Annotated in this window: 13 protein-coding genes and 2 pseudogenes; 1 reads left to right on the top strand and 14 read right to left on the bottom strand. The window is 48.9% G+C overall.

Annotated features, from left to right (window positions below):
* Positions 1 to 3 precede the first annotated feature (3 nt).
* From BLQ59_RS06665 to BLQ59_RS15595, 5 genes and pseudogenes are all read right to left on the bottom strand, one after another.
* On the bottom strand, positions 4 to 9,318 hold the full coding sequence (locus BLQ59_RS06665; protein ID WP_176756745.1) for a YDG domain-containing protein: 9,315 nt from the start codon (positions 9,316 to 9,318) through the stop codon (positions 4 to 6).
* Between the two features lie 213 nt (positions 9,319 to 9,531).
* Positions 9,532 to 10,863 carry a flagellin N-terminal helical domain-containing protein gene (locus BLQ59_RS06660; protein WP_074572103.1) on the bottom strand — a complete coding sequence of 444 codons (1,332 nt, stop codon included), beginning with the start codon at positions 10,861 to 10,863 and terminating at the stop codon, positions 9,532 to 9,534.
* 562 nt (positions 10,864 to 11,425) lie between these two features.
* A pseudogene (locus tag BLQ59_RS16590) lies at positions 11,426 to 11,671 on the bottom strand (flagellin); the annotation flags it as partial.
* Between the two features lie 2,211 nt (positions 11,672 to 13,882).
* A pseudogene (locus BLQ59_RS16585) lies at positions 13,883 to 14,275 on the bottom strand (flagellin); the annotation flags it as partial.
* Between the two features lie 40 nt (positions 14,276 to 14,315).
* On the bottom strand, positions 14,316 to 16,091 hold the full coding sequence (locus tag BLQ59_RS15595) for a flagellinolysin (protein WP_081342479.1): 1,776 nt from the start codon (positions 16,089 to 16,091) through the stop codon (positions 14,316 to 14,318).
* A 175-nt stretch (positions 16,092 to 16,266) separates the two neighbouring features.
* Here BLQ59_RS15595 and moaC point away from each other — a divergent pair, with 175 nt between their 5' ends.
* The gene (moaC, locus tag BLQ59_RS06640; RefSeq protein WP_074572101.1) at positions 16,267 to 16,743 is read left to right on the top strand and encodes a cyclic pyranopterin monophosphate synthase MoaC; all 477 of its coding nucleotides are present in this window, start codon (positions 16,267 to 16,269) and stop codon (positions 16,741 to 16,743) included.
* 69 nt (positions 16,744 to 16,812) lie between these two features.
* On the opposite strand, the gene BLQ59_RS06635 is transcribed toward moaC, so the two are convergent.
* The 9 genes from BLQ59_RS06635 to BLQ59_RS06595 form a co-directional block, all read right to left on the bottom strand.
* On the bottom strand, positions 16,813 to 18,132 hold the full coding sequence (locus BLQ59_RS06635) for an ammonia-forming cytochrome c nitrite reductase subunit c552 (protein WP_074572100.1): 1,320 nt from the start codon (positions 18,130 to 18,132) through the stop codon (positions 16,813 to 16,815).
* The gene (locus BLQ59_RS06630; RefSeq protein ID WP_074572099.1) at positions 18,125 to 18,613 is read right to left on the bottom strand and encodes a cytochrome c3 family protein; all 489 of its coding nucleotides are present in this window, start codon (positions 18,611 to 18,613) and stop codon (positions 18,125 to 18,127) included. The genes BLQ59_RS06635 and BLQ59_RS06630 overlap by 8 nt, the downstream gene beginning before the upstream one ends.
* A gap of 226 nt (positions 18,614 to 18,839) precedes the next feature.
* Positions 18,840 to 19,220, bottom strand: a complete 381-nt coding sequence (locus BLQ59_RS06625; RefSeq protein WP_074572098.1) for a hypothetical protein — start codon at positions 19,218 to 19,220, stop codon at positions 18,840 to 18,842.
* 102 nt (positions 19,221 to 19,322) lie between these two features.
* Positions 19,323 to 20,231 carry a ribokinase gene (rbsK, locus tag BLQ59_RS06620; RefSeq protein ID WP_074572097.1) on the bottom strand — a complete coding sequence of 303 codons (909 nt, stop codon included), beginning with the start codon at positions 20,229 to 20,231 and terminating at the stop codon, positions 19,323 to 19,325.
* Between the two features lie 38 nt (positions 20,232 to 20,269).
* The gene (gene fucP, locus BLQ59_RS06615; protein WP_074572096.1) at positions 20,270 to 21,604 is read right to left on the bottom strand and encodes an L-fucose:H+ symporter permease; all 1,335 of its coding nucleotides are present in this window, start codon (positions 21,602 to 21,604) and stop codon (positions 20,270 to 20,272) included.
* A gap of 24 nt (positions 21,605 to 21,628) precedes the next feature.
* A complete protein-coding gene (locus BLQ59_RS06610) occupies positions 21,629 to 22,642 on the bottom strand; it encodes a LacI family DNA-binding transcriptional regulator (protein WP_256324624.1) in 1,014 nt (337 codons plus the stop codon).
* Positions 22,643 to 22,651: 9 nt separating this feature from the next.
* Positions 22,652 to 23,047, bottom strand: a complete 396-nt coding sequence (gene rbsD / locus BLQ59_RS06605; protein ID WP_014425641.1) for a D-ribose pyranase — start codon at positions 23,045 to 23,047, stop codon at positions 22,652 to 22,654.
* Positions 23,048 to 23,317: 270 nt separating this feature from the next.
* Positions 23,318 to 24,625: an RNA-binding domain-containing protein gene (locus tag BLQ59_RS06600; protein ID WP_074572095.1), complete on the bottom strand. Its 1,308-nt coding sequence runs from the start codon at positions 24,623 to 24,625 to the stop codon at positions 23,318 to 23,320.
* 266 nt (positions 24,626 to 24,891) lie between these two features.
* The gene (locus BLQ59_RS06595) at positions 24,892 to 26,169 is read right to left on the bottom strand and encodes a M18 family aminopeptidase (protein WP_074572139.1); all 1,278 of its coding nucleotides are present in this window, start codon (positions 26,167 to 26,169) and stop codon (positions 24,892 to 24,894) included.
* Positions 26,170 to 26,351: the final 182 nt, after the last annotated feature.

The following is a 26,351-nucleotide window of genomic DNA, read 5'->3' as shown; positions in this document are numbered from 1 at the left end:
AACTCAGGCTACGTTGACTCCTTCGCCTTCTATTTTCAACTCAATTTCATCCTCATCCTTCTTGTCGGAACTTTCAATGGCAATTTCACTTTCCTTGTCCTGAGCCTCGATTTTGTCCTCATTTTCTTCCTTCTGCACGGATACGACTTCCAGATTGATGACCGTACCGTCACCGCTGACCTGAATATCCGCCGTGCTGGCGGCATCTGCGCCCTCGGTATTGACGATATCGCCGCCCACTATGCCGATATTAGCCAGCTTCGTGTCCTGATTCGTCAGATCGCCATTAGCATCGCTCATGGTGCCGCTATCATGGATTTCACCGCTATCGATTGTTTCCGTGGCAATCACATTGCCGCTCTTGTCACGGTACTCAATCGCTGCAGCCCCATTGTCACCAAAGCCGCTGCTCATGTCTTTGGAAATCTGATTGTAGACATCGCTGCTCGGCGTGATCTTGGTATCCGGATTGCCATTGTTCGTATTGACATAATTGACGGTAAACGCCGTTTCATTGCCGGCATCCTGCACGAAGGTGTAGTTCAGACCCAAATTCCCACTTATGCGGTCATTGTACCAGCCATAAACCTTAAAGCTGCCCGGAATATTGGTCGTGGTCGTCGCCAGCGGGGCAAAGGTATAGAGATCTGCAAGGCTGCTATCCTTGTCCACCAGACCTTCCACCGTACCGCTGAATTCCGGCATTGCCTCGCCATTGTTGACCGTAACCGGCGTTGCTACCACAGTCAGCCCCTTCCGAGAAATCGTTCCTGTACCATCGACGACACTGTCTTCCAACTGATAATTCTTATTGCTAAGGCTTAATGTGTAAGTCACTTTATGATTCTCTAGTTCGTCAGAGTCCTCGGAAATTCCTGCATTGGCTCCATGATAAACTGCAGTTGCCGTAAGGCCAAGATTATCCTTGTCCTTATTGATATAGTTGCCCAAAGTGATGTTCGCCTCAGCATTGGCTGTGCCAGCTTCTGTACCATCATATTCCTTGGTCATGGACGAAATGTTGTCAATCGTCAAAGTCCGCGGAGTGATGGTGCCATCATTTGCTGTAACTGTACCAGTTTGACCGTGATCCGTGACTTCGATAGACGGCATCTTCTCACCCTGTGTCAGCACATAATCCGTATTGCTCTGGCTGACCTTATAGCCATAGCCCTTGTTAATACCAGCCTCTGCATCGTCATAGCCGATGTCGGAAAGCAGAACGTTGGCACTGGTCTTGTCAGAATCCTGCAACCAGCCGTTCACTTCCAGATTCTTGTTGGCGGTATAAGTATCACCAACCACATTATCCAAATCCACAAAAGAAGATTCGCCATCGTATACCTTGGTCGGAGCAGCCTTGATTGCCACCGTCAAAGGAGCCGGACTGATGGTACCGCTGCCTGTAAGTTCAGCAGTCTCCACCACATAATTACCCAGATTGGCTGAACCGGTCAGCTGGAAATTATTGAATGTAATCTGCTGCGCGGCAGGTTTTCCATCTGCATCCAGCTGGACATGCTCGCTTGTGTATTCACCCTGAATGGCTGCAAAGTCCAGTTTCGCATCTTCGTTATCGACTATGCCAGTTGTCTCATCAGTCGCACGCAGTGCAAATCGCCCTTCGCTGGTATAATCTTTCGGCATCGCCCTGGTGGTATCATAAGTTTTGTCAATACCATCCACATCCACTACATCCACATATACCTTGCGCTGTTCAATATCACCGAGCTTGGCCGTATTCGCATAGACATCATTGCCCGTTACAGCATCGTTGACTGCGCCCTGCAGAATATAGTTTCCCTTGGTATTGCCCTTCAGCGTCAGACTGTAGTTGATATCCTTGAGATTCTTGATCACGCCCGGTGCCACATTGGCATCACTGGTATCATACGCAGCTGCAACCTCATAGCTGACATCGTCACTATCCTTCTGCAGTACAGCCTTGCCAGTTTCGTCAAGGTCAATCCTTGCAGTAACCTCACTGTCAGCGATATCCGTCGTCCCATCATAAATCTTATGGAAACCGTCCTTCGCCACCACATTCAGCGTCAACGGTGTGATTTCACCCGTCACCGCCAAGCCGTCGATATTATCTCTTGCCGTGGTGCTGAGCCAGTCACGTACAGCACTTTTTGCCGCTGCATCAGTGAGCTGATAGTTCCCCAGATTCTTCGTCACTTCCGTCACGGTGTACTTGAGGCCATGGTTGCCCACATCCTTGATGGCATTTCCTGCATCGTCCACATAGACACCACTATCTGTGCCCTTGTAGCTGACTTCAATGGGCGTATTGGTAAGTGTTGCCGTCGTGAACAGCTGCATGGAACCTGCCGATTCCAGGACATCCGGCGTAGCATCATAGGTTTTGTCCGTATCAGCCTGCCACTTTGCTTTCAGCGTATCTAACAAGATCGGCTTGATAGTACCCTTAGACGCAAAGAACGCTTCATCACTGTCGATTTCGTAGTTCTTCGCAATTTCATCATCAGCCATGACTGCCAACGCTTCCTGCAAGCCGGTATAAAGGATATCCTTGCTGACTACTGCATCCCCATTGCGTTTGACATTACCATCTGCGGTAAAATCGCTGGCGCTATTGCCTGTGCCGTATTCACCTTTGACCTTGGCAAAAGCATCTGCCGTCAGAACTACTTTTTCCGTCACGGTCTGACCATTATCATCCTTGTATGTGATACCCGTCAAATGCAGGTCATCCGCCGTAAAAGTAATATTTGCATTGCCGTCATAGGTCTTATCGAGGGTTTCTGGAGCAAACGTCAGTTTTGCCTTGGTGATATCCCCCTTGCCCATCAGCGGATTGGCCGCTGTCAGTTCGGTTCCATCATTTTTCAGGTACAGGACATAATTGCCCTTATCTGCACCTTGCAAAGCTACAGAATAGGTAACATCTTTATTCATGCCTGCATTCTTATCGGCATATACAGCACTGATCTTATCCTTGTCCAAAGAGACATCATCCCCCTGCAGGAAATCAGATGCCGCATCCGGCACGATAACCTTCGCCACCGTATCATTTATGACCTTATCATTGCCGTCATAAACTTTCGTGATGACCGGCTCATCAGCCAGTGCCACATAAACTCTGCGCGGAGTAATCGTCGCATTGTCCTTGGTGAGATTGAAATAATAGGAACTATTTTCCAGACCACCGTCAGCCGACTGTTCATTGATGGTAATATCTTCAAAGCTGTAGTTATAGTTTTCATTGCTGATCCCCAGGCGAAGATCTGCGGTATAGGAACCAATGGCCCCATCGCCCTGATACTTGGTCTTATTCAAATCCAACGAGAAAACCAGCGGCACTTCCTTGCCATTGGCCTCGACCTTAGGTGCAGTCAGATAGTTCTTGACCGCCTCCTCGGAATAATCACGATAGTAGTCACCTCCGGTATAAGCAAGCTTCGTATTCTTGTCATATTCCTTGGTTATATCGCCAATCTCAAATTTATAATCTCCCTGCAGCTTATACGGCTTGATAATCCCTGTACCATTGATAGCGGTAATTTTCTTGCCGTTTTCGTCCGACAGGTAATAATTGTTATTGCTGATGCCCAGACCAGTATAGCGCACCACATGCGTGCCCGGCTTATGATCGTCATCCGGATTCACATTGCTGTCTTCCTCGGTGTTCGCAGCATTGTAGTAGACGCCCGTTTCATCCGTAATACCGCTAAGATCTGCATTCGTGAGGCCGTCATAATTCGTCCCCAGCTGCAGGGCTTCTCTGGCCTTATCCGCCGCTACAGACGTCGTGCCATCGTATTCCTTGGTAACCGGAGTGGAGCTGACCGTAAGCAATACGCCGAAGGGCTTGATGGTATTTTCCGTGGTAATGATCTTGCCATCCGTCAGTTCATGGCCTTTACTATCGACAATCTTGTAGTTATTGCCGGCCCCACTGATGGCTGGCGTGTACTCGATACTCTTGTTCCCCACACCAACATCAGCCGTAACATACTCGCCCTTGCTGGCATTTGCGCCGATAACGTTGCCATTCTTATCCTTGATCAGGCCGTCGAGATTGATGATATCGCCTTTCGACAAAACCGTCCCCGTAGCCGTATCCGTGGAAAAAGCCTTGTTATCGCCATTGTAAAGGTCAGTACCGCCATCATAATACTTCGTCAAGGTATCATGGACGACCGTGGCCGTGACTGGACGGGCTGTTATACTGCCGCTGGTAATGGTGTCACTAAGCGAGAAGGTAGCTGGGCCAGTATATTCATAATTACCCAAGTCAGAATCCTTCACTTCTATAGTGTAAGTAACGGTCTTGTCTGGCCCGACATCAGCCGTATCAAACTCAGCAGATTTAATCTCGAACTTAAACGCCGGTGAATTTGTATTGCTATTATTGACAAAGCCAGACGGCGTGTTAATGCCAGTCTTCGTATTATCAATCCATTTCCGCTGGAATTTATCGCGCTCATCTTTATCCATGCCATATTCACCGACAATATTGCTGCCACTATAAACCTGCGTAATGTTATCGTATAACTCAAAGACAAAATCATTTTGGGTTATAGTGCTCGGCTTGATGATTCCCTTGCCGTAGAAAGTATCTGCTACTTCATAATTCTTCGCATTATCTCCCAAAGCAGCGAGAACGCCACTATACTTCACATCCTTGTTCGACGGTGTCCCATTCACACGGTAAACATCGCCATTTTCCTGAAAATCTGTGTCATTACTGCCATAACCATAGGTACCTTTCAAGCTGGAATCCACAAAACCATCAAGCGCGACAACCGCATTATTATCCTTGTTATCCGTGGAATCTTTGCCAAAATCAATCGTCGTTCTTTTCGGCATCTCTGCTGCTTTTACATCTGATTTTGTATCATAAATCTTTGGCGGAATAACAGCCGTGCTCAGGCTCAATGTGCGTTTTTGGATTGTACCAGTACTCGTCCATTTATCAATGGCAGCATCCTTATCCGCATTACGGAAATAGTAGTCATTATGGCTATCGCCGGTCAGTTTCAGCGTATAATTCACCGTCTTGGAACCAGCATCTTTATCGTTGAATTCTGCCGTAATCCCATTGGTGGGTTTATACGTGGAATCCATATCCGTAAGCAGCTGATTATTGATGGTAATCAGACTTTCCCCTTTTTCACTGATATTCGGCGTAGCATCATAGACCTTCGTGATCTGGCCATCTGTGCTGTCCGTATTGTTATCCACCAATAAAGCATCCGTGATGGTAATCGCCTTTGGAGTAATCTTGCCACCATTGGTTATGGTCTTCAATACATAACCATCAGGTTTCAACGAATTCGCAATCGTATAGTTGCCTGTTTCCGACACGGAAAGCTTATACGTTACATCCTGTGCCTGCGAATTATCGCTATGCTGCGTTTTATATGTCGCACCGGCCACATCCAGCGTTATATCTATTTTATTATCGGAATCATCCGGCTGGATATAGGCCTTCTTATCCGTAAGATAGTCCGTTGCTTTCACCGTACCATAGGCCACATTGTTGTTGCCATCGTAAACCTTGGTAATCGCTTTGTCATTACGGTCTAATTTGATCCAGCTGGAATCTGTGATTTCCAACGGATTGATGCGGCCATCACCATATACCACAGTATTGATACTATCAGCCAAGATATAGTTGCGGGTTTTCAGCAGATTCCCCAAACCGGTATAGGCAACTTTGTTATCGACAACGCTCCCCCCTGGTCTCTGTACATTTTCATTCTCCTCGAATACACCGCCACTAAGCGTACCATACTTGCCCGTCAATATCTGGGAACCTTCCGCCAGTTGACCGCTGGAATCCACATCAAAGATCGTGTTGATTGCTTCATTATTTACGCTGCCAGTAACGGAATTGATTGTGATGCGGTCATTGGTGAGCAATGGGGCCGACGTATTGACTGTATTCGTCACATCTTTCGTGCCATCATAAGTCTTGGTCGCCTTCGCAAAAGTAACCCCCGTAATCGTGGCCGGCTTGATTCTCCCCTTGCCTGCAAAAGTTGCAGTGGTGTCTTTGCTGGTGCTGAAGATATAGTTCTCCGACACCTGCCCATTCTCCAGCACTTTCGCCGTGTAGGTGATGTTCTTGTCTGCCGGGCTGTAACTTACCACGGTCTCACCCGCATTGGCATCAGACGTAGTGGACTGAGTGTAGTTGACATCCTTGCCCGACGCATCATTGCCAGTCTTGACGTATACCCCTGTGATGCTGATCGTCGACTTATCCGTATCGCCTAACAAATGATGAGCCGTATCCGTAGGATCTGCATATTGCAGATAGCCAGGGAAACTGAACGTGGTATTCCCCTTGCTGTCCTTCACCACATCTGTACCGTCGTAGATCTTTTCCACATAACTGCTGGAATTGGCTATCACATTCAGCGTGCGTGGCGTAATCGTCCCCGGCCCGATCACCGTATTGGTGCCATTGGTATCGATAGTCGCACCATCCAACGTATAGTTGCTGGCTGATTCACCCGCAATTTTTACCGTGTAAAGAACGCCCTTGGCATCCTTCACATTCTTGGTGGTCGCAGCCGTACGCTCTTTGTTCGCATTCAATGTGCCGGTATCTGACGTAACGAAATCTGCCCCCTGCACCGTAAAGGTCAGACTATCCCCGGCAATCATCCCCGTATCTGAACCGGCATTGCTGACGGTATAAGTCTTGGGTGCTGTATAGCTGGTCTTCCCGTCATACTCACGGGTAGCAGTCTGCTTCTCACCATCTTTGTACCAATAGAAGCCTGTGGAGGCAATATTTTTCGGCGAAATCTTGCCACTTCCATAAAGCGCACCACCGGTACTTTGATTGACGCCCGTCCCCGTCAGACCATCTACTGCTTCACTGTAAATTGTTTTGCCGGATGCATCAACGAGCTTATAATTCTTGCTCTTGCCATTATTAGAGACACCGCTGATCTTGATTCCGCCGTACTTAACCTGATTGGTATAAGTACCGGCCATCTTGGTAGCTTTATCCTTAGCATCGACATAATTGGCATCTTTGTCATAACTTAAAGTCAAAGTCTGCGCATTAGAATTATCCGTTGTCGTCGACACACCTGCCCCCCAGATAATCTGCGTAGCGCTAGGAATATAGCTTGCCCCCGTCACGGTAGTCTTGCCATCATAATCTTTGTCGATTCCCGTGCTGTTTTTCAAACTTACGACAATAGGCTTCTGTGTGATACTGTTGCCATGAATAGTTTGCTCTTTCAGCGTTACTGTCGTATTGGAAAGCTTGTAATTATAGTATCCTGACTTATTATTAAGATTGAGCGTTCCGCTGATCTTTACATCCTTATTCGCCCCTGCATCAGCGGCATCATTTTCACCAGTCTTGGAATCCAGGAAATTTGCCGTTATGCCACTGGTATCAATCGTAACCGTATCATCGCCGGGAATAATACCGGTAGAATCCACGCTTTCGAACAACGAACCTGCCGCTTTACTGGCATCTGCCGTGCCATCGTATACCTTGGTGATATGATGGGTATCGCCCAAATCAGAGCTGATATCAACTGTACGCTGATTAATTGTCAGATGATTGCCCACCAGATAATAGCCCTGCTGGCCAGTATAAAAAATTGTCTGCTTTAACGGCTTATTAGACGAATCAAGTTTCACATTACCATTAACAGATGTGCTCACTTGTGTTATCAGGTTTTTATTGATATTGTCTGCACCGGTATACGTAACATTGCTGATATTGATATTATTATGATTGTAGATAACAGTAAGATCATCACCACCATTATTCCCCGTATTGTTACCTTGCTCATAATCATAATTTACATTTACTGTACCATGAGCTTTCAAAAAATTGACCAATAATGGCTTTGTATATCCTTCATAAATACGCCAAACTGTATCCTTGCCATCTCCATCACCTAAACCAGAAAGGCCTGTATAATCTGATGCTTTATTACTACTATTCTTAACAACATCTTTAGCCCCTGCACCTTTATAATAACTACTAGCAACTTTACTCCCAGTTATATAAGAATTTGAAATCGACGATCCTGCTGTAGACGATGAACTCCCCACTATCCCATTTTCTGTTGATCCAGTATTATAGGTTTGAGCTATTGTCGTTTTATGGGAATACCCTAAAATTCCACCAGCAGAACTATCCGAAATAACGTTTCCAGTATTATAAGCAGAAGTTATTGAACTCCCTGAAGCATAACCAACAATGCCTCCACCTGCTCCATTGTCATTGTCATCATATACAAAGCTTACTGATACACCTTCGTTGTAAACATCCTTAAAAGTTGTATTTTCGGCATATCCAGCAATACCACCTGCATACATTGCACTAACATTACCGCTCTTTACACCAACATTAGTTATGGTTGCACCGTTGGTCCGGCCAAACAATCCAGCATAAGTACGCCCCGTAGTTGAGATTCCAGAAATCGTATAGTAATTTCCATTAAACTTTCCAGTAAAAGCACCATAACTATTTCCACCTATAGGTACATAGTTTGAAACACTAAAACTATTAGCTAATTCGTAATCTCCATTAAGTTTATTATTTATTGATGCTAGTTCAGTTTGATTATGAATAGATGTAAAACTGCTGATATTCGCACTGCTATTCAACGTATAAGAACCTGAACCAGCTGATTTTGCCGCAGATTTAAGCAGTCCACTGGTATTCGGACGCTGTCCCAGACGGATATTTTCTGCATTGATCGTAACATCATTATTCACTACGCTGCCATTTTCCGTCTTTTTCCGGATTTCGGACACGTCCATAAATTTGACGTTCTTGCCTTCTATAAAAACAGTCTCCGCCTGTACCGTGCCCATATTGACCACATCTCCAGCCAGTGAAGATGCAGTATTTTTCAAAGGCTGCATATCCGCCTTATCATTGATATTCGTATAATCCGCCTCTGAAATTGGACGCGTAGAAACCTGCAGACTTCCCACATCTACAGACGCCGTATTGCCAAAAATCACGCCATGCGGATTGACGATATAAACATCCTTACCGCCTTGAATAGAACCATCAATCTGTGAAGTATTTGCCCCCGATACGATGTTAAGATAATTATGCTCTTTTTTGCCCTCATCAAAACGTACGGTCTCCCCTTGAGAGACAGAAAAATCCTTCCAGTCAATGACATTATTGAGTTTTTCACTCGTGATATCCGTTACCTGTGGAGTGGTAACCTGATCCACTTTCGCATCGCCACTCACTACTTTATTCAACACCGGAGCCGCCGATACTGCCGGCATCATGCTGAACACACCTGCCGACAGCGCAATGCTGACACGCAATGCAATTTGTTTCATTTCCTTATCCCTGCGCATTTTAAAGCACCCCATTCATAAAAATTAAAATGCAGTTTCAATCCTTTACATCTTCTACTAATATATTCTATTGTATGAAATAATTTAATTAAATAATTCAATATTTATAATATCCTAATTACTACAAACGCCCTGTGCTTACAGAAGTTCATCCCTTCCGTAAGCACAGGGCTCGTCTATTATACTATAAATCAATCACTGTAACAAGCTCAATACGGAGCTGCTGTTCTGATTAGCCTGTGCCAGCATGGACTGGGATGCTTGCAACAGTACATTATCCTTCGTGTAAGCGGTCATTTCTTTGGCCATATCCGCATCCCGAACTACCGACATGGAAGATTGCGTATTCTCAGCAGATACCACGATATTACTGGAAGTATAATCCAAACGGCTCTCTACCGAACCGATCTTGGTCTGCAGATCCAAAACCTTCTGCAGTGCCGTATCTACTACATTGATAGCCGCATTAGCATTAGCCTGCGTAGAGATATTCAAAGTCTTTCCGTCAGGCGTTTTCAATCCTAACGCTACCGAGCGCATATCCGAAAAGCCAACCTTGATAGCATCATTAGCCTTCGTCCCGCTTTGGAATACTAAGGCATTATCCGGAGATGGATTTTGGGCACGAATCGTCTCATTGAAGTTATCCAGCACCGCATTCGCCGACTTACGTAAATTCCCTTTATTATCAGAAACACATATCGTCAGTCCGCTAATTTGGCCATCTACACCACCATTTTTTGCTCTAAAGGTAATAGCTTCTTTTCGATCCGCCGTAAAGACATCATTGCCAAATTGGTCCACACCTATCTTAGAACGATCATCCGGAAAATCCTGTATGGTCATATCTTCACTACACGGTGTCCAATCAAATACATCACCAAAGCGCATATTTTTTGTAACTTCAAACGATTTTATCTGAGTTTCACCATCTTTTACATAAGAAACCGTGATCGTATCACCGACTAATATTCCTAACGATTCACCAACACCAGATTTAAGATTAGTTAATCTAGTCCTGTCCGTGGTACCTTCTACAAAAGATTGATTAGTCAAATGGGTGTAGGTTCCCTTTCCGTCTTCTCCTGGCTTAACCAAATCATTACACGAACCATCCAGCATCAACTTGCCATTATAAGTTGCATTGGCATTATCATCGATCTGGTCAATGGCCTGATCGATTTCCTTCTGAATGATTGCCCGGTCAGCATCGCTATTGGTATCGTTGGCAGCATTGATAACCTTTTCCTTCATGGTCTTGAGGATATCAACCGTGCTGGACATTGCGCCCTCGGCTACCTTCAACATGCTGCCGCCGTTCTGCACATTGGCATTGTCCTGTTCCAGACTGCGCAGGCGCACATCCATTCTCTCCGCGATGGACAGACCTGAGGCGTCATCAGCGGCGCTGTTGATCTTCATACCCGAAGCCAACTTCTTCAGCCCCTTGCTCATGGCCTTTTCATTGCGATTAAGCTGGTTCAGCGTATTCTTTGCCTGCATATTGTTCTTCACTACTAAAGCCATGATGGCCAACCTCCTTGTTTATAACCCCAAAATCTATATCCTTATAAAACGCAAGCCTGCACCTTCCCCGATGCAGATTTGCCATCCTTCCTAATAATGTTATCGGTAGATTTTTTATTTACTTAAATATTTTTTGCTCGATTTTGCAGCTATATGATATAATAACAGCTGTCGCGCCCTGAACCGGCAATCAGACGGGGAGGGAGGTGTTACCCGTTTTGATAGACGTATTTAACTCTTTTATGGTAAGTGTACTAGCTGGCTTGCTGGCGAACTACATTTACGAGCGGTTCTTCCGTCGCGGCAACCGTTAACCCAGCTATAGCCGACTCCTACTAGGTTATGGCAAAGCAGAAGACCCCCGGCAGGTTCCTACGCCTGTTCGGGGGCCTTTCTGTTTTGTGTTACAGCGTCTTGACTGTATTCAACTCTTTTGATGAGTTCATTGTACCACATAAAGCATAAAAGAACAATAGCTTTTATTTGTGGTTTTGCCTGCTTCATCCCGCAATTCCTAATTGACACTCCATATGGGTAAGAAAGCTTTTTTCTACAGATTCTGCTACTGCAAAAGTCCCAATACGCTGGAACTGGTCTGGTTAGCCTGAGCCAGCATGCTTTGCGCCGTCTGGCTCAGGATGTTGGCCTTGGCATAGCCGGTCATTTCCTTCGCCATATCCGCATCACGGATAACAGATTCACTGGCCTGCTCGTTTTCGGCAGCGATGATAATATTGCCGCGAGTGGCTTCTAAGCGTTGCGCTTGCGCTCCCAAAAGCGTTTGGGCATCCAGAAGATAATCGATGGCGCGGTCACATACGCCCTTGGTGTAGGTGCCCAGCATATGCTGGCGCATCTCTGCATCTGTCACGGTATAGTCCTCGGGACTGCCGCTGCCTACTTTATAGCCCAGAACATGGTCGATGGTGGTCCGGGGCAGGTGAATGATGGTGTGCATGCTACTCTTGTCCGTGTCTTGGATGACGAAACGGTTTTCCATTACGTTCCGGCGGGACAGGATGACATTATCGTAGGCACCGTCGGCGATCTTGGCCCCCTTCTCGTTGTGGAAGGGGTAATCGCTTGTATTGGTGAGGACATCTGTGCGACGGGGGTCATAGAGAACCAGATGGGTGCTATCCGGCATTCTTGCCAGGCGGTAATAATGGTTCAGTTCTTTAAGGTCTGCGTCAGCCTTATTGTAAATGACATCCACCAGTTCAGAAGGATTGGTCACATTGGAAACATCGCCGGCAATGTCCACGCGGATGGTGGTGATGTCCTCAGTTTCCGTGCCGCTTTTCGGACGCTCCTCAGGAATATCCTCGACGCCATTATAAAGCATGATATTGTACCACTGCAGCTTATCAGTGGCACAGTAGAAGCGGAAGCCTGTCTCGTGGAGATTGGCCGGGTCGGAGCAGTCCACCCCGGAGAAGTCCAGCTCATAATAGCCCAAGGTGGCTTCGGATTTGGTCATGAGATTACCGATGTTGGAGTCGGTGTACATGTTGTCCGAAAAGCTGATGCCAGTGACTGCACCGCTGTCGTCCTTTTCCAGATAGGAGGTTAGGTAGTAATTGTATGGCTGGGTAGATGTCTGCATCAAATTGGCGAATGCCTCAGAGATGGTTTTGCCCTCGTTCAGCACCGCACTGCGCATGCTGTTCAGGTCGATTGTTTTTATCGATGAGTAGGCGTATGCTTTAGTCAGTCCCGCCATGCCGTTCTGGGAGCCGGAGTCTACAAATTCAAAGAATGTACTGTAGCGCCCGTAATAGAGCATCTTGTCCGTTGTACCTGCCAGCCCGGCGATGAAGTTTTCCAGCTGTTCCCCTATATCATCAGGTTTGGTGGTGCTGGAAATATTATAGGCGGAAGCATCAAGCACTGCCTTGGCTGGATCCCCGCTGTAAGGGGTGTTGGAGAGGTTGGTGATGGCTGCACCTTTTACTCCCGTGTAAGACAAGTTGTCTGCATCGAAACCATCCGTTACGGTATAGTTATTGCCGGAAGCATAGCCGGTGGGGCTGATCCCGCTGGCGGTCAAGGTGATGGTGCCGTTTGACATGGAAAGAGTTATGCGGGAACCGTAACCTCTGCTGTCGCTGAGGTAAAAGGAGCTGATGTTTGAATCCTTGCCAAGCAGGAATACATTGTCTGTTTCCAGGTCGCTGTCGGCATCCATATTGCGAGCAGGGCGGCTGCCCTCGGCTTGCAGACCACTGCCTTCCACCAGACGGATATAAATGTCCCTGTCGCCGTGTATAACAAAGCCGGAGCCGTTGGTTGCGGCACCGACATTACTGATGGTGTAGGTGGCAGGAGTCCCGTCTTCGTATCCGGAGTCAGGGTCACCTGGGATGCCGCGCCTATTGACACCACCGCTGAAATTGGCAGAGGTAATCAAGCCCGTAGCCGCAGCGCTGGCACGGGGGACACGCTCATACATGGTGTAGGAGGATAGAAAGGAGTCGTTGCCCACAGTGCTGTGGTTCTTGGACTCCAGAATCAAGGTCTTTCCGCTGGCTGAGGCATTGGTCAGATTCTTGCTGTTGATGGCTGTTGCCATGGCTTGCACTGCTTGTTCTACGGTCGTGCAGCTGCTGATATCCACCTTGTTGGGAATCCCGTAGTTTTGGTATTGTTCGTAGCTATCAGAGGCATCCCTGCTGAAGACGAATGCAGAATAGCTGACAATACCGTTTGCATCATATGTGCGCAATATGATGCCTTTGTCGTCCATCTCGTTTACATTGGTGTAATCGAATGTGCCTTTTATAGTGTCCGGGGTGCCGTCGGTGGAGTTCCTGGTACTTAACTCAATGGGGGCAGAAGTAGTCCAGTTGTTTGTCTGCTTCCATCTGCTGAAGATGTCGAAGGGGCCGGTCAATTCGTCTAAGGTATCGTAATTGTCAGGAATCACGTTCAGCCTGTCGCTGCCCTCCACCAGCTCGCCATCAGGCTTTATTTCCCAGGCGTATACGCTTTCCTTGACATAATCGCCGCCGCAGAGCAGGACTTTGCCGTTATAGTTGGTGTCATAAGCGATGTCGTCTATCTGCTGGTAGCCGTGGTCGATTTCCTTTTGGATGGTCTCCCGATCCAGGTCTGTGTTCGTGTCATTGCAGGCATCTATGACCTTTTGCTTGATGGTGCGCATGATGTCCAACTGACTCTGCACACCGCCTTCTGCCACCCTTAAAAGGTTATAGCCAGTTTTCACATTCTGCTCATTCTGCCCCAAAGCACGGATACGCACCCGCATTCTCTCTGAAATGGAATATTCTGCAGCACCATCATCAGCCCCGTTAATTTTCATGCCACTGGCTAATTTCTTCAGCTGCTTATCCAGTGACTTCTGATTTTTCTTTGTTTCCCCCAGTGCCAACATGGCACTGCTATTGTTCATAATCTTCATCATCCATCACTTCCCTGTAGACGAACAATTCTTACTGTAACAAACTCAGGACACCGCTGCTGGATTGATTGGCCTGCGCCAGCATGCTCTGTGCGGCCTGCGTCAGAACGTTGGCCTTGGTGTATTCAGTCATCTCCTTGGCCATATCGGCATCCCGGATGGTGGATTCGGAACTGGTCACGTTTTCCTGTGCCGTAGTGAGGTTCTGCGCCGTATAGTTGAGGCGGCTCTGAATCGCACCAATCGTGGTCTGCTGGTCGAGTACCTTTTGCAGGGCATTGTCAAAAATCGTCAGTGCCCGTTTGGCATTTGCCCGCGTGGTCAGCTGTACGGTTTCCCCTTCATCCGAGAGCAGTCCGAGAGCCTGGGCATGGATATCGGAGAAGGCCGCCTTGATCTGTTGATTGGCCTTGGTGCCCACCTGAAAGCGAAAGCCAGTATCGGGACGGGAGAAATCGCCCCATTTGACCGTCAGGCCTTCAATCGTACTGGAATTCCCACTGGGATAGTACCAGAAACGCGTGGACTTACCTTCGAGCACGACATTCTCGGCATCTTCTTCATCGCCGCCCCAGGCTTTGGAGCCTTTGACCGAACCGGTATCGCGAGTATTATCCAGATCAATATCGCAATAGGCCTTATAGAATTCATTGACCGTATGACCACTGGCCAAATAGGAGTCAAAGTCATTTTTCAAAGCCGTTTCTGCTTCCGTGCGCGAGTTGAGCCGCCCTTTGGTCGCTGCGCTGATGGCCTCATCATAGGCCGTGCCGCCCTTCTCATCGAGGACTGACATAAAGCGCTGCATGGCATCTTCATGGCCGCCCACTTTATTGATATAGTGCAAGAATACATACCCAACCGTATAAGGAAAATCCGTATCATCATCTGGATCATCATGCACGCCGTCAAATGTATCCGTAATATCACTAATATTTAGCATTGATAACGAATATTTCCGTTCATCATCAATACCATGAATGAATTCTGCAGAACCTTCACGGATATACTTGGGCAAGCTGGACATATCTGTGATATTGGCGCGCATGACTGCATGCGTCAGTTCATGCGCAATCGTACGGTCAAGATATGTAGCTCCCGCGCTGTCCGTAGAACCATTCACATCATTCTGATTGAGCTGATCGTAGAAATCCATATTTATAGTCAACGTCAGTTTACTGGTTACACCACCGATTGACTCAGATGATACATACGCCAGCTTATTGCCACCTTCATTCTTGAACTGCACATCCATCACTGTTACAGAAGCACCATCTTCCTGAAACGACATGCCGTAAGCATTCTTTACCATCTCCAGGCTGCGGGCGATCCATTCCGAATTCAGCGCCTTGATGATGGTCTGCTTGACATCGTCGGCCACATCTGCCGAACCGTCAAACAATGTCTTGCCGTTGAAGGTGACATTCGCGTTATCATCAATCTGGTCGATTGACTGATCCACTTCCTTCTGAATCGTGGCCCGGTCAGCATCGGTGTTAGTGTCATTGGCCGCATTGATGGCCTTTTCCTTCAGCGTCTTCAGGATTTCCACCGTAGAGCTGGCTGCACCTTCGGCCGTGCGCAGCATGCTGATGGCGTTCTGGGTGTTGTCGATGTCCTGCCCGAGGCCACGAATCTGTACGCGCATGCGCTCGGAAATCGCATAGCCGGAAGCATCATCTTCAGCGCTGTTGATCTTCATGCCAGAACCAACCTTTTTCAGCTGCTTGGACAATGTTTTGGTATTCTTATTCAACTCGTTCAACGCCCTTTGGGCCGACATATTGTTTTTGATAACCATGGACATGATACTTCCTCCTTGAAGTGCAACGTACAAACCTTATCCTTATCGCTCATATCTTATATCGTACAGACTAACCGAAATCTTAAATTTATTTCGCCCCTTTGTGAAAAATATCCTTTAGCTTTCCCCTGCAACTTGCTACAATGAATGTATCGACAGAAAAAGGAGCGATACTTATATGGACAACGGACTCACCCATTTTGACGAACAGGGGCAGGCCATCATGGTGGATGTCAGCGGCAAGAGCGAAACGCACCGCACGGCAGTGGCTTCCGGGCTGATCAAGGTCAGCCAGCCGGCATTCGAAGCCATAAAACAGGGCACGGCGGCCAAGGGGGATGTGCTAGGGGTTGCGCGGATTGCGGGCATCATGGCGGCGAAGAATACCAGTTCGGTCATCCCACTATGCCATCCGCTGCCGCTGGCCAAGTGCAGCGTGGATTTTGAAATGCTCGAAAGTGCCTGCGCCGTAAAGGCCATTGCCACCGTGAAGGTTACGGGACTCACTGGTGTGGAGATGGAAGCTCTGCATGCAGTGAGCACAGCGCTTCTGACCATCTACGATATGTGCAAGGCCATCGACAAGCGCATGGAGATCAGCGAGATCCATCTCGACCGCAAGAGCGGCGGCAAGAGCGGCGAATTTATACGCTGATACGCAAAAAATCAGACCGGTCAAAAATGACCGGTCTGATTTGATTAGGGAAAAGCAATCATAAAAATCTTATAAACTGCCCTTTACCAGAGCATTGGCCTCTTCGATTACCTGATGAGCCAGGTCAATGGCTTCGCCGCTGACGCGCATGCACTTGTCGGGGTTATGGAAGCCATTGCCGTTTTCAGCGGCTACCCAATCCCAGTACCACTGTGCTTCACGGAGTTTCAGACGGGCGCCTGCCAGCTGGTTGTCGGTTGCACCGGCATCCATGGCAGCCTTGACGGCCAGATGTGCCTTGGCTACCGTCTGACCTGCTACGCGCTGGAGCTTGAAGTTATTGTCATGGATGGTCTTGACGCGGGCGATCAGGGTTTCCTTGCTCTCATCATGGCACTTGAGGCAGGATTCCTCAGCCGTCTTGAGTGGGCTCGTCATCCAATGCGAGGTGTACTTCTGGCCATCCTCACGCATATAAGGCATATGGCAGTCCACGCAGGTCACACCGGCATCGGCATGAACGCTCGTGGTCCAGATCTCGAAGTCCGGATGCTGCGCCTTGAGCATCGGCGTCTTGGAGTCAGGATGAATCCAGTCTTCCGTGAATCCGCCGGCTGCACCGCTCTGATACCACTGGAACTGTTCTTCCGGCTCGTAGCCGCCGATGAACGGATGGCGTACTCTGCCGTCTTCTTTCATGAAGTAGTATTCGTTATGGCACTGGCCACAGACATAGCCGCGCATTTCATTATGGCTGGCCTTGCTGATATCAATGCCCTTCATGGCCATGGATTCCACGAAGCCCTGCTGGTAAACGCGCAGTTCCATGGTATCGGGATCATGGCAGGAGGAGCAGCCGAAGTAGAGGTCAGTACCTTCCACGGTGTCCTTGTTGGTATAAGGCGGCGTTGCCTCGGCAAAGGGTTTGGAGGCAAAATCCCAGCCGCTTTCCTTGTACCATTTGTCATACATCCAGGAGCTCTTGCAGACGATGCAGTTGCCCTTCTGCGGGCCGATGCGCTGGGAATTGATCTGGTCTACGCCAGCCCAGGTATGACCGCGGGCCACATCATACTGCACAGAGAATTTGTAACCTTTGAAATTTTCCTTGATTTCCGGCTGCATTTCAATGTAGGATTTGCCCGGATCGCTGCCGCCGTAGCCGGTAGGCGACTCACCACCCATATTGTTTTTCATGAAGGATTTGTATTCCAATGGATAAGCATCCTTATAGGCCTCTTTGCCCAGATGGGCGTAATTTTCATGGGATATTTCCTTCAGCTTGACGCTGTTGTCGTTGGGCGCTGCCCCCAGACGAACCACCACAAAGCCGAAGAACAGCACGCAGATGGCAACAATCCCTGCTAAGATTTTCTGTAGCTTACTCAACTTTTATCCCCCCTTCGAGATGATTCGAGCCGTGAGCAATCCGGCTATGGCACTTCATGCAGTCCGCACCGGTGTCCAGATCCACGCCGATGGCCGCATGGACATTGGCCATGGTGTTCTCATGACAGCGCAGGCAGTTGCTGTTCACCGTCTTCTTCCCATCCGCGGACAGCTTGATATGCGCCGGATAGTCCCTGAGCACCGCATGATAGGTGTCCACCATACCCGTGCGTCCCTTTTCGATCATGTAGATGGCCATATTGTCGTGAGGCAGATGGCATTCCACACAGTCCTGCTTTTGATGCGTGGACTTGGCAAAGGTCGCCGCCTCGCTCTTCATGGCATGGCAGGAACCGCAAAAAGCCGGCGATCCGGAAAAGGACATCATCCCGGCGCCGATACCGCACACCAGGAGGCCGATGGCAAATCCGCCCGCCAGACAGCCTAAAGTATGCTTCGAAAAAAACTCTTTGACTTCCACTTCCGCTCCCCTCCTCTCAATTCTGCCACCATTATATCATTGTTCAGAAAAATCTGAGGTTGCCACAGCAACCAAGAAAATAAATTTCTACAAAAATAAGAGGCTCAAAGGTAACACCTGCCTTTGAGCCTCGCTTACGATATTCCCTTATCATATAATTCCCTTTCCTGCCATTTCCTTCATGACAAGACCTTCCTCTAATCCCTTCGCCTGATCCATCCCCGAATCAGACCGATGCACTAAACGCCGAATCTGTTCCGACAGTCCCCGTCGCAGCTGTTCCGGCATAGGCTGTTGCCAGCCCATTCAGTCCCATAAGATGCGGCTGCTGCAAAACATTACCGCCTTCGAGCTTGGTTTCCGAAATCACTTTGCTTCCTTCCACCCGCTGAATGAGCAACGAACCATCTGAAAGCAGCTTGGTCAGAGTAACTGCGGAAATTCCCTTCTCCACATCCGAATCCGTTGCCTTCAGAGCAGTAAGACTGGCCAAAAGTTCTTCAAATGCGCTCTTTTTGGCATGGACGTTATAGTCCGGCCTGACTTCCTGCGCCTGTTGCTGCCAGTAATTGAGACTGCTGGTTGCCGCAATCGTATTGATGCTCATAAGATCCTCCTTTCTCCCAGCGTCAGGAAAAATCTCCTGCATAGATTCTATCGAACAAAATGGCCTAAAAATTAAATGCTTTTTGGGAAATTTAATCCATTTTTAATGAAAATTTTCCACTTCTTCCACCGTAGGAATGGATGTCTGCGCCCCCTGACGGGTAACGGCGATGGCCGAGGCCTTCGCACCGAAGTCAATCGCTTCTGCGAAGTTGCTCCCTGTAAACTGACTTATAAACGCGGCCAGGAAGCAATCACCGGCGGCCGTGGTGTCCACGGCTTTTACCTTATACGCCGGGAACTTTTCCACCTTGTCTTCCGTCACCAGCATCGTGCCATCGCCGCCCAAGGTCACCAGCACGTTTTTCACGCCTTTGGCAATCAGGGCTTTGGCCGCGGCCACCACTTCTGCCTCCGTGCCCGTAGGCAGGCCGGTCAGCAGGGCCAGTTCCGTTTCGTTTGGCTTGGTGATATCCACCTGGGCCCAGAGTTCATCGGGCAGATCAGCTCTGGCCGGTGCCGGATCGAGCACCACAGTCTTGCCATGTTTTTTGGCCAGTCTTGCGGCAGCGACCACCGATGGCACGGGGATTTCCAGTTGCATGACCACGGCATCGGCCTGCGCAAACAGTTCCTCCTGCGCCAGCACCAGTCCTTCATCGACGGCAGCATTGGCACCGGCAATCACGCTGATGCTGTTCTGACCGCTGTTCTCGATCTCGATGAAAGCCTTGCCGGTTTCCGTACCGGCAATTTTTTGGATGCCCTTTGTCGCCACAGCTACCTTTTCCAGATTAGCCAGCATCTGTTCCCCAAAGGTATCGGTGCCCACAGCGCCAATCATGGAAGTTTTCGCCCCGAGTTTTCCCAGCGCATAGGCCTGATTGGCTCCTTTGCCGCCGGGCACGAGCTTCATGCTCCGAGCCATGACCGTTTCCCCGGCCTGCGGGCGGCGATCCATATACACCGCAAAATCCATATTCAGACTGCCGACAACCAATACCTTATCCATAAAAATCCCTCACTGTTCCTGCATTGAATCCGTATTCATTAGTTCTGATGGGCCAGTTCCAGCTCCTCGCCTTCTTCAAGCTGAGCTTCCTTATGGAAGTACCAGGCGATGAAAGCAAAGCACACCACATTGATCACGAAGGAGAGCTGCATGGAGCCGGTGATGTCGGAGACATAGCCCTGGATAGCCGGCACGAAAGCCCCGCCGATAATCGACATGACGATGATGGCACCAGCCGTTTCCGTGTACTTCTTTTCCACGGCATCCAGCGTGCGGGCGTAAATCGTTGCCCAGCAGGGGCCAAAGAGGAAGCTGGCGAAGATAGCGCCATAGATAGCAGCCATGCCCGGTGCGAAAGCCACGACGAAGATATCCAGCACGCCGATGGCGGCATAGAGAGCCAGCACTTTGTTGGCCGAGAACTTGGTCATCAGGAAGTTGGCGATGAATTTACCCACAAAGAAGAAGATAAAGCTTACGACCATGTAGTTGGCAGCGGCACGTTCGTTGATGGTCGGATCGAGATGCAGGGCCAGGCGAATGGTGAAGGACCAGACAGCCACCTGCATGCCCACATAGAGGAACTGGGCCACGATACCGCGCTTGAAGCGGCCATTGCCAGCCAGATAGGAAAGCGTCTTGCCAATGCTGGGCACGCCTTCGGTGCTGGCACTCTTGACCTTGCATTTCGGATAGGCCGTCACGGCGAACAAGGCAAAGATACCGAGCAGGATATAGATCATGATATGGTAGGGTTCCAACGTATGCTGAAGCATTTCCATCTTATAAGCGGCAGCCTGCACGGCATCCATGCTGGCCAGCTGGCTGGCCATGGACTCGCCTTCCTGGAAGATCAGATACTTGCCCAGAAGGATACCAGCAATGGAGCCCAGCGGCTGGAAGGTCTGACTGATGTTCAGGCGCAGGGTTGCCGTTTCCTGGGGGCCAAGCATCGTGCTATAGGTGTTCACCGACGTTTCCAGGAAGCCCAGACCGATGGCAATGGCAAAGATGGCCACGAGGAACATGGTATACGTTGCCATATGGGAAGCCGGGAAGAACAGACTGCAGCCCGCGATATAGAAGCCCAGGCCGCAGAGGATGGCCGTCTTATAGGTCGTATTGCGGATGACCATGGACGCCGGAATGGAAATCAAGAAATAACCGCTGTAGAATGCACTCTGCACCAAAGCAGAAGCAAAGTCACTCAGCGCGAACACGCTCTTGAACTGCGTGATCAGCACATCATTAAGGCTGGCTGCTGCCGCCCAAAGGGGCACGAGGCAGGACAGCAGGATAAACTGGAACACCGGAATCTTACTGATATAACCATTGTCGTATTGTTCAATATCGTTACGCTTACCAAACAGCATTTGGTATACCTCCTAAAATCTCGTTCATTTCACGGCAGGTGCCGCCGTACTGCCACGGACGACAAAATCCGTGTACATCTGGGTTTTCGTATGGATGCTGCGGGGATTTTTCGCCAGCTGCAGCAGTTTCTGCACAGCCAGTTCCCCCAGTTCTTTCGTATGTACCTTGATGGTCGTGAGCCCCGGCGCGCAGACACGGCTGAACTCGATATCATCAAAGCCGATCACCGACACATCTTCAGGCACGCGCAGCTGATGTTTCTGCAAGGCCTGCATTACGCCCAAAGCCACCATATCATTATAGGCCACAAAGGCCGTGGGCAGCTCTGCGCCTTTTTCCAGCAGCTGGTCAAAGTATTCATAAGCTCCGGTAATGGATACCGGTAAACTGAATACGCATTTTTTATCCAATACCAGATCGTGCTTTGCCAGCCCCTGCTCATAGCCCTGATAGCGTTCCCCGCCATTAGGAGAAGCCACATCGCCCTGCAGGTAGCCGATTTTCTTATGCCCCAGGGACACCAGATAGGAAACCGCCCGCTCCACCGACTTGCTGTTTTCCATCAGCACGCTGTGGAACGGCAGATCATCAAAATTGCAATCCAGCAGCACCAAAGGAATATCCGTTGCCGCAAAGGCCAGCGCGTCCTTTTCATTGAGCTCCGTCCCCACCAGCAGCAGGGCCGCTGACGGATCTTCGAGCAGGAGCTCCACCTGCTGGGCATAGTCTGCATCATGGCGGTAGAGGTTCACCAGCTTGGCCTCCATGCCATTTTCCCGGCAGGCATTCGTGACGCTTTCGAGAAGATTGTTGAAAAAGGGCGCATCCGAGAGGATTTTCCCCGAATCATGGTAAATCACCAGCTTGATGCTCTTGATCTTGTTTTCCGTGATATAGCCGCATTCCTTGGCAATGGCCAGGATCTGCATGGCCGTATCATGGTTGACGCCCTTCTTGTTGTTGAGGGCATTGGACACCGTCGCCGGCGAAAAACCGGATAATTCACTGATCTTCTTGATATTGACCTTCACGCGCATTCACTCCTGTTAAAAGACAACCCCCGCCCGCAGGATGACATTCGGATAAGGCGTGAACTCACCGGTGCGGATGGCGAACCGGGCCTTGGCGGATAATTTCTTCAAGTCATCATGGGGCATATACTCATATTCTACATCCCCCAGTTTCTCCTTGATGTAACCATGAAGCTTCGGATTGTGCTCCTCGATCTCCTCAGCCAGATAGCAGCCTTCCACGGCAGCTTCCGTGAGCAGCGCATCCATAACCTGCTGGAACGTGGGTACCCCCTTGGTCACAGCTAAATCAATCACCGTGACTCCCGGCGGAATCGGCATTCCCGCGTCCCCAACCATAAACAGGTCCTTATGGCCAAGTGCGGCCACACAGGCCGATAACTGGGCATGTAATATTCCTGACTTTTTCATTATCGTTTACCTCCCCTGTTACTGTCAAATTCACTATATAAATATTTGGCCATTTATTTATATATTTTTCAGATTTATGTGTATCATTATAATCTTATCCCTAAATCAAGTCAATAGTTTTTCGTATGTTTTTTTATTATTTGTCCATAAATCTCTATATATCTAGGTCACATGTCCTTTTTTATGATAACATATGCAAAAAGTCATGTAAATATTTTTATAAATATTTACATGACTTTTTATAAATCTATTTAAAAAGCTTCATGCTCCCTAAATGTTCTGTCCCATCGTGTAAAAGCGATTTTTCCCATTCCCCTGTGCTGTTGCTTTCCCTATATCCACCATATTCTTTATCAATTGGTTCGCCTTGCTGCGAGACACTCCTGCAACACGTTCAACATCCTGCCGGGTAAAGTTCTTTTTCTCTTGCAAAAGCGTAAGCCAATCATCCTTTCCTTCAGATACTACTGCACCACTTGTCTGTTGGTTAAAGTTCCGATTCGGTAAAGTAATCCGGAACGCATGGTCACTTGCCTCTAATTTCGGTACCATCCCGGAGTCCGTGTAGCTTTCAAAAATCTTTGGTATGCCCGTCCCATAAGCCTCAATCAAACGCAGACGATAGAAAATCGCCGCCATCTTCTCATTGCGGCATTCAGATACACCTAAGCGCAAGTCATCCATATTTAGTCCCTGCACCAGTCCACCAAGAGAAACAAACTCCACCCGATCATGGAAAATATTGATGATTGTGCTTCCACTATATGAATATTCCCTATGTATCAATGTATTGAGCAAAGCCTCTCTCAGCGCCACATCAGGATAATCCGTCTGGTCCACCCGCAAAAGCCCCTCAAACTTTGCCCCCAGCTGATTATACTGTTCCAGCATGGCATAGGCATCCTGCATTTGCGTTATGAGCGAGCCACTGAATTCGCGCCGATTCTGAAACGGTGCTGTTTTGGCCGTCCCCGCAAACACTGCTATTTTCAGTTCATGAGGACATTCCTCCGATAACAGCAATGCTAAATTCGTATAGATGCCATCACGGTTTTTCAGCCCTAAAGTCATAAACTGCTGTTCTCCCAACGGAATTTCCTTCTTCGCAAAAAATGCCTGCAATGCCGTAAACGTAAGTTCTTGCCGCAGGGAACGGCGATTTTCATACCGCTCCCCATCACTAGCCACAATCATGGCACGAATGGCATCCTCTGAGGCTGGAATCGTTGCAGCACCATGCCGAATAAATACGCCTTCCGGCCGAATCCCTTTCCCCTGCAAGTAATAAGGCGCATGGGTTCCCTTCTGCACGGTTAGCTTCAAAACTGATTTTTGCTCCAGTTCAATGATGTCTAATTCCACAAACATCGTCAAGTCAGGCTTGATTGCATCGTGTATCATACTGGTTACTTGCAACATTGCCTGATCCGTATCTTCTATACCAATGACCGTACCATCATCAGCTATACCTACATATATCACGCCACCATTGGTATTGGCAAAGGCAATGACTTCTTTCTTTAAATCAGGAACAACCATCTGCTTCAGTTCCAGTGTCACACTTTCCTTGAATTCCATTATTCTTCCTCCGTTCTACCATCTTTCTACCATTCTACCATAAATTATAGAAGAATGGTAGAAGAAAAAGTTCCACAGATTTGTATCTTCTTATCTTCCACCTAGATTCACGCCTAACAAAAATAGCACTTGCCAATCGCTATGGCAAATGCTAAAATTAACCTAAGGATGGCGTCGCCCAGCGGTCGCCCTCGTACGATTTATAATTTAATAAAGTAAACCGCCGTAGTTTGGTCGCTAGGGGCGGTTTATTTTTTTATCACTATCTAGCGCATGAACGCCACTAACAAACGGTTCAATTCTCCCTGATCATCTCCATGCATCGTCTCTCTTGCCGAATGCATGGCCAGCATTGGCACGCCGATATCCATGGTGCGCATGGGCACGAGGGCGGAGGCGATGGAGCCCAGGGTTGAGCCGCCACGGCTATCGCTGCGGTTGACGAAATGCTGCCATTTTATATCATTGGCCTCGCAAAGTCCGCGCACGATGGCGACGGCTTCCGTATCGCCGGCATAGCTCTGGCTGGCGGCCTGCTTGAGCACCACGCCGCCGCCCAGCACCGGCCTATGGCTCGGATCGCATTTCTCCATGTAATTGGGATGCAGGGCATGGGCCACATCCACCGAAAGCATGAAACCGCCCGCAATATCGGTGAGCATCTCTTCCTTCGTCCTGCCCAAAGCCAGATAGATGCGCTCGAGCACCTGCAGGAGCACGGCTGAACCAGCCCCCTGCTTGGTGCGGCTGCCCACTTCCTCATTATCGAACAGCGCCGCCATGCGCAGGCCGGCACATTGACTCTCTGTGGCCATGATCCCTTCCAGACAAGCCACTACAGAAGTCAGATTGTCCAAACGCGGTGAGGAAACAAATTCTTCCTGCAAGCCGCAGACAGAACCTTCCTCATAAGGATAGACCGAAAGTTCATAGGATAGGATTTCTGACTGGTCAACTTCCATTTCTCCAGCCAGCCATTCCAGAAAGAACTCTGACTTTAGTTCTTCCCCACCCATTGTTGCCAACGGCAGCATATCCGTCTGGGCATTGAGTTTGCCTTTTTCATTGACCTCCCGGTCCATATGGATGGCCAGGCTCGGAATCGTCAGCAAGGGGCGGTTGAAATTGACCAGCCGCACTTCCGGTGCAAAGGGATCTGCGCCGCGCAAGGCCACCTTGCCCGCCAGCGCCAAAGGCCGGTCCAGCCAGGTACGCAGCATCATGCCGCCGTATTTTTCCACATTGAGCACGCCATAGCCCTCTTTGACCATACCCGCCTGCGGCTTCAGGCGAAAACAGGGGAAATCCGTATGGGCTGCGGCCAAACGCAAGGGACCATCACCCTGCCCGATGACAAAAGCGAGCAAGGTGGAATCAAAGGCTTTGACAAAATACCGCCCGCCAGCCTGCAGCTGCCATTTCTCCGTCAGCGAAAGTTCGGCAAACCCGGCTCCAGACAATTTCTCGGCCGCCGCCTGCACCGTATGATAGGGCGTGGGCGCCGCCTTGATAAAGTCCAATAATTCCTGTACATCTTTATTCATATCCATCACAGCTTTCTTCAAGAATATACCCCCATTGTAACATAAAAAAAGCCGCTGTGAACAAGTTGCAGTTTGTAGTTGCGTGCTTAAACGCAATTGGTTACAGATTTGTGAGGCGGAGGTGGGGATACTTCTTCGCCACTTCACTAAATGACCCGCCAGCAGAAGTACGCAGTTTCTAG

The organism is Pseudoselenomonas ruminantium (genome assembly GCF_900104055.1).
In the GTDB taxonomy this organism is placed as follows: Bacteria; Bacillota; Negativicutes; order Selenomonadales; family Selenomonadaceae; genus Selenomonas_A; species Selenomonas_A ruminantium_C.
Note: the sequence above shows the minus strand (reverse complement) of the source record. Positions and strands in the feature narration are given on the sequence as shown.

What these genes read in the sequence shown, in the direction of transcription:
- BLQ59_RS06665 (WP_176756745.1), bottom strand. Translation starts at nt 9,318, where the DNA reads ATGAAACAAATTGCATTGCGTGTCAGCATTGCGCTGTCGGCAGGTGTG.
- BLQ59_RS06660 (WP_074572103.1), bottom strand. Translation starts at nt 10,863, where the DNA reads ATGGCTTTAGTAGTGAAGAACAATATGCAGGCAAAGAATACGCTGAAC.
- BLQ59_RS15595 (WP_081342479.1), bottom strand. Translation starts at nt 16,091, where the DNA reads ATGTCCATGGTTATCAAAAACAATATGTCGGCCCAAAGGGCGTTGAAC.
- moaC (WP_074572101.1), top strand. Translation starts at nt 16,267, where the DNA reads ATGGACAACGGACTCACCCATTTTGACGAACAGGGGCAGGCCATCATG.
- BLQ59_RS06625 (WP_074572098.1), bottom strand. Translation starts at nt 19,220, where the DNA reads ATGAGCATCAATACGATTGCGGCAACCAGCAGTCTCAATTACTGGCAG.
- rbsK (WP_074572097.1), bottom strand. Translation starts at nt 20,231, where the DNA reads ATGGATAAGGTATTGGTTGTCGGCAGTCTGAATATGGATTTTGCGGTG.
- fucP (WP_074572096.1), bottom strand. Translation starts at nt 21,604, where the DNA reads ATGCTGTTTGGTAAGCGTAACGATATTGAACAATACGACAATGGTTAT.
- BLQ59_RS06610 (WP_256324624.1), bottom strand. Translation starts at nt 22,642, where the DNA reads ATGCGCGTGAAGGTCAATATCAAGAAGATCAGTGAATTATCCGGTTTT.
- rbsD (WP_014425641.1), bottom strand. Translation starts at nt 23,047, where the DNA reads ATGAAAAAGTCAGGAATATTACATGCCCAGTTATCGGCCTGTGTGGCC.
- BLQ59_RS06600 (WP_074572095.1), bottom strand. Translation starts at nt 24,625, where the DNA reads ATGGAATTCAAGGAAAGTGTGACACTGGAACTGAAGCAGATGGTTGTT.
- BLQ59_RS06595 (WP_074572139.1), bottom strand. Translation starts at nt 26,169, where the DNA reads ATGAATAAAGATGTACAGGAATTATTGGACTTTATCAAGGCGGCGCCC.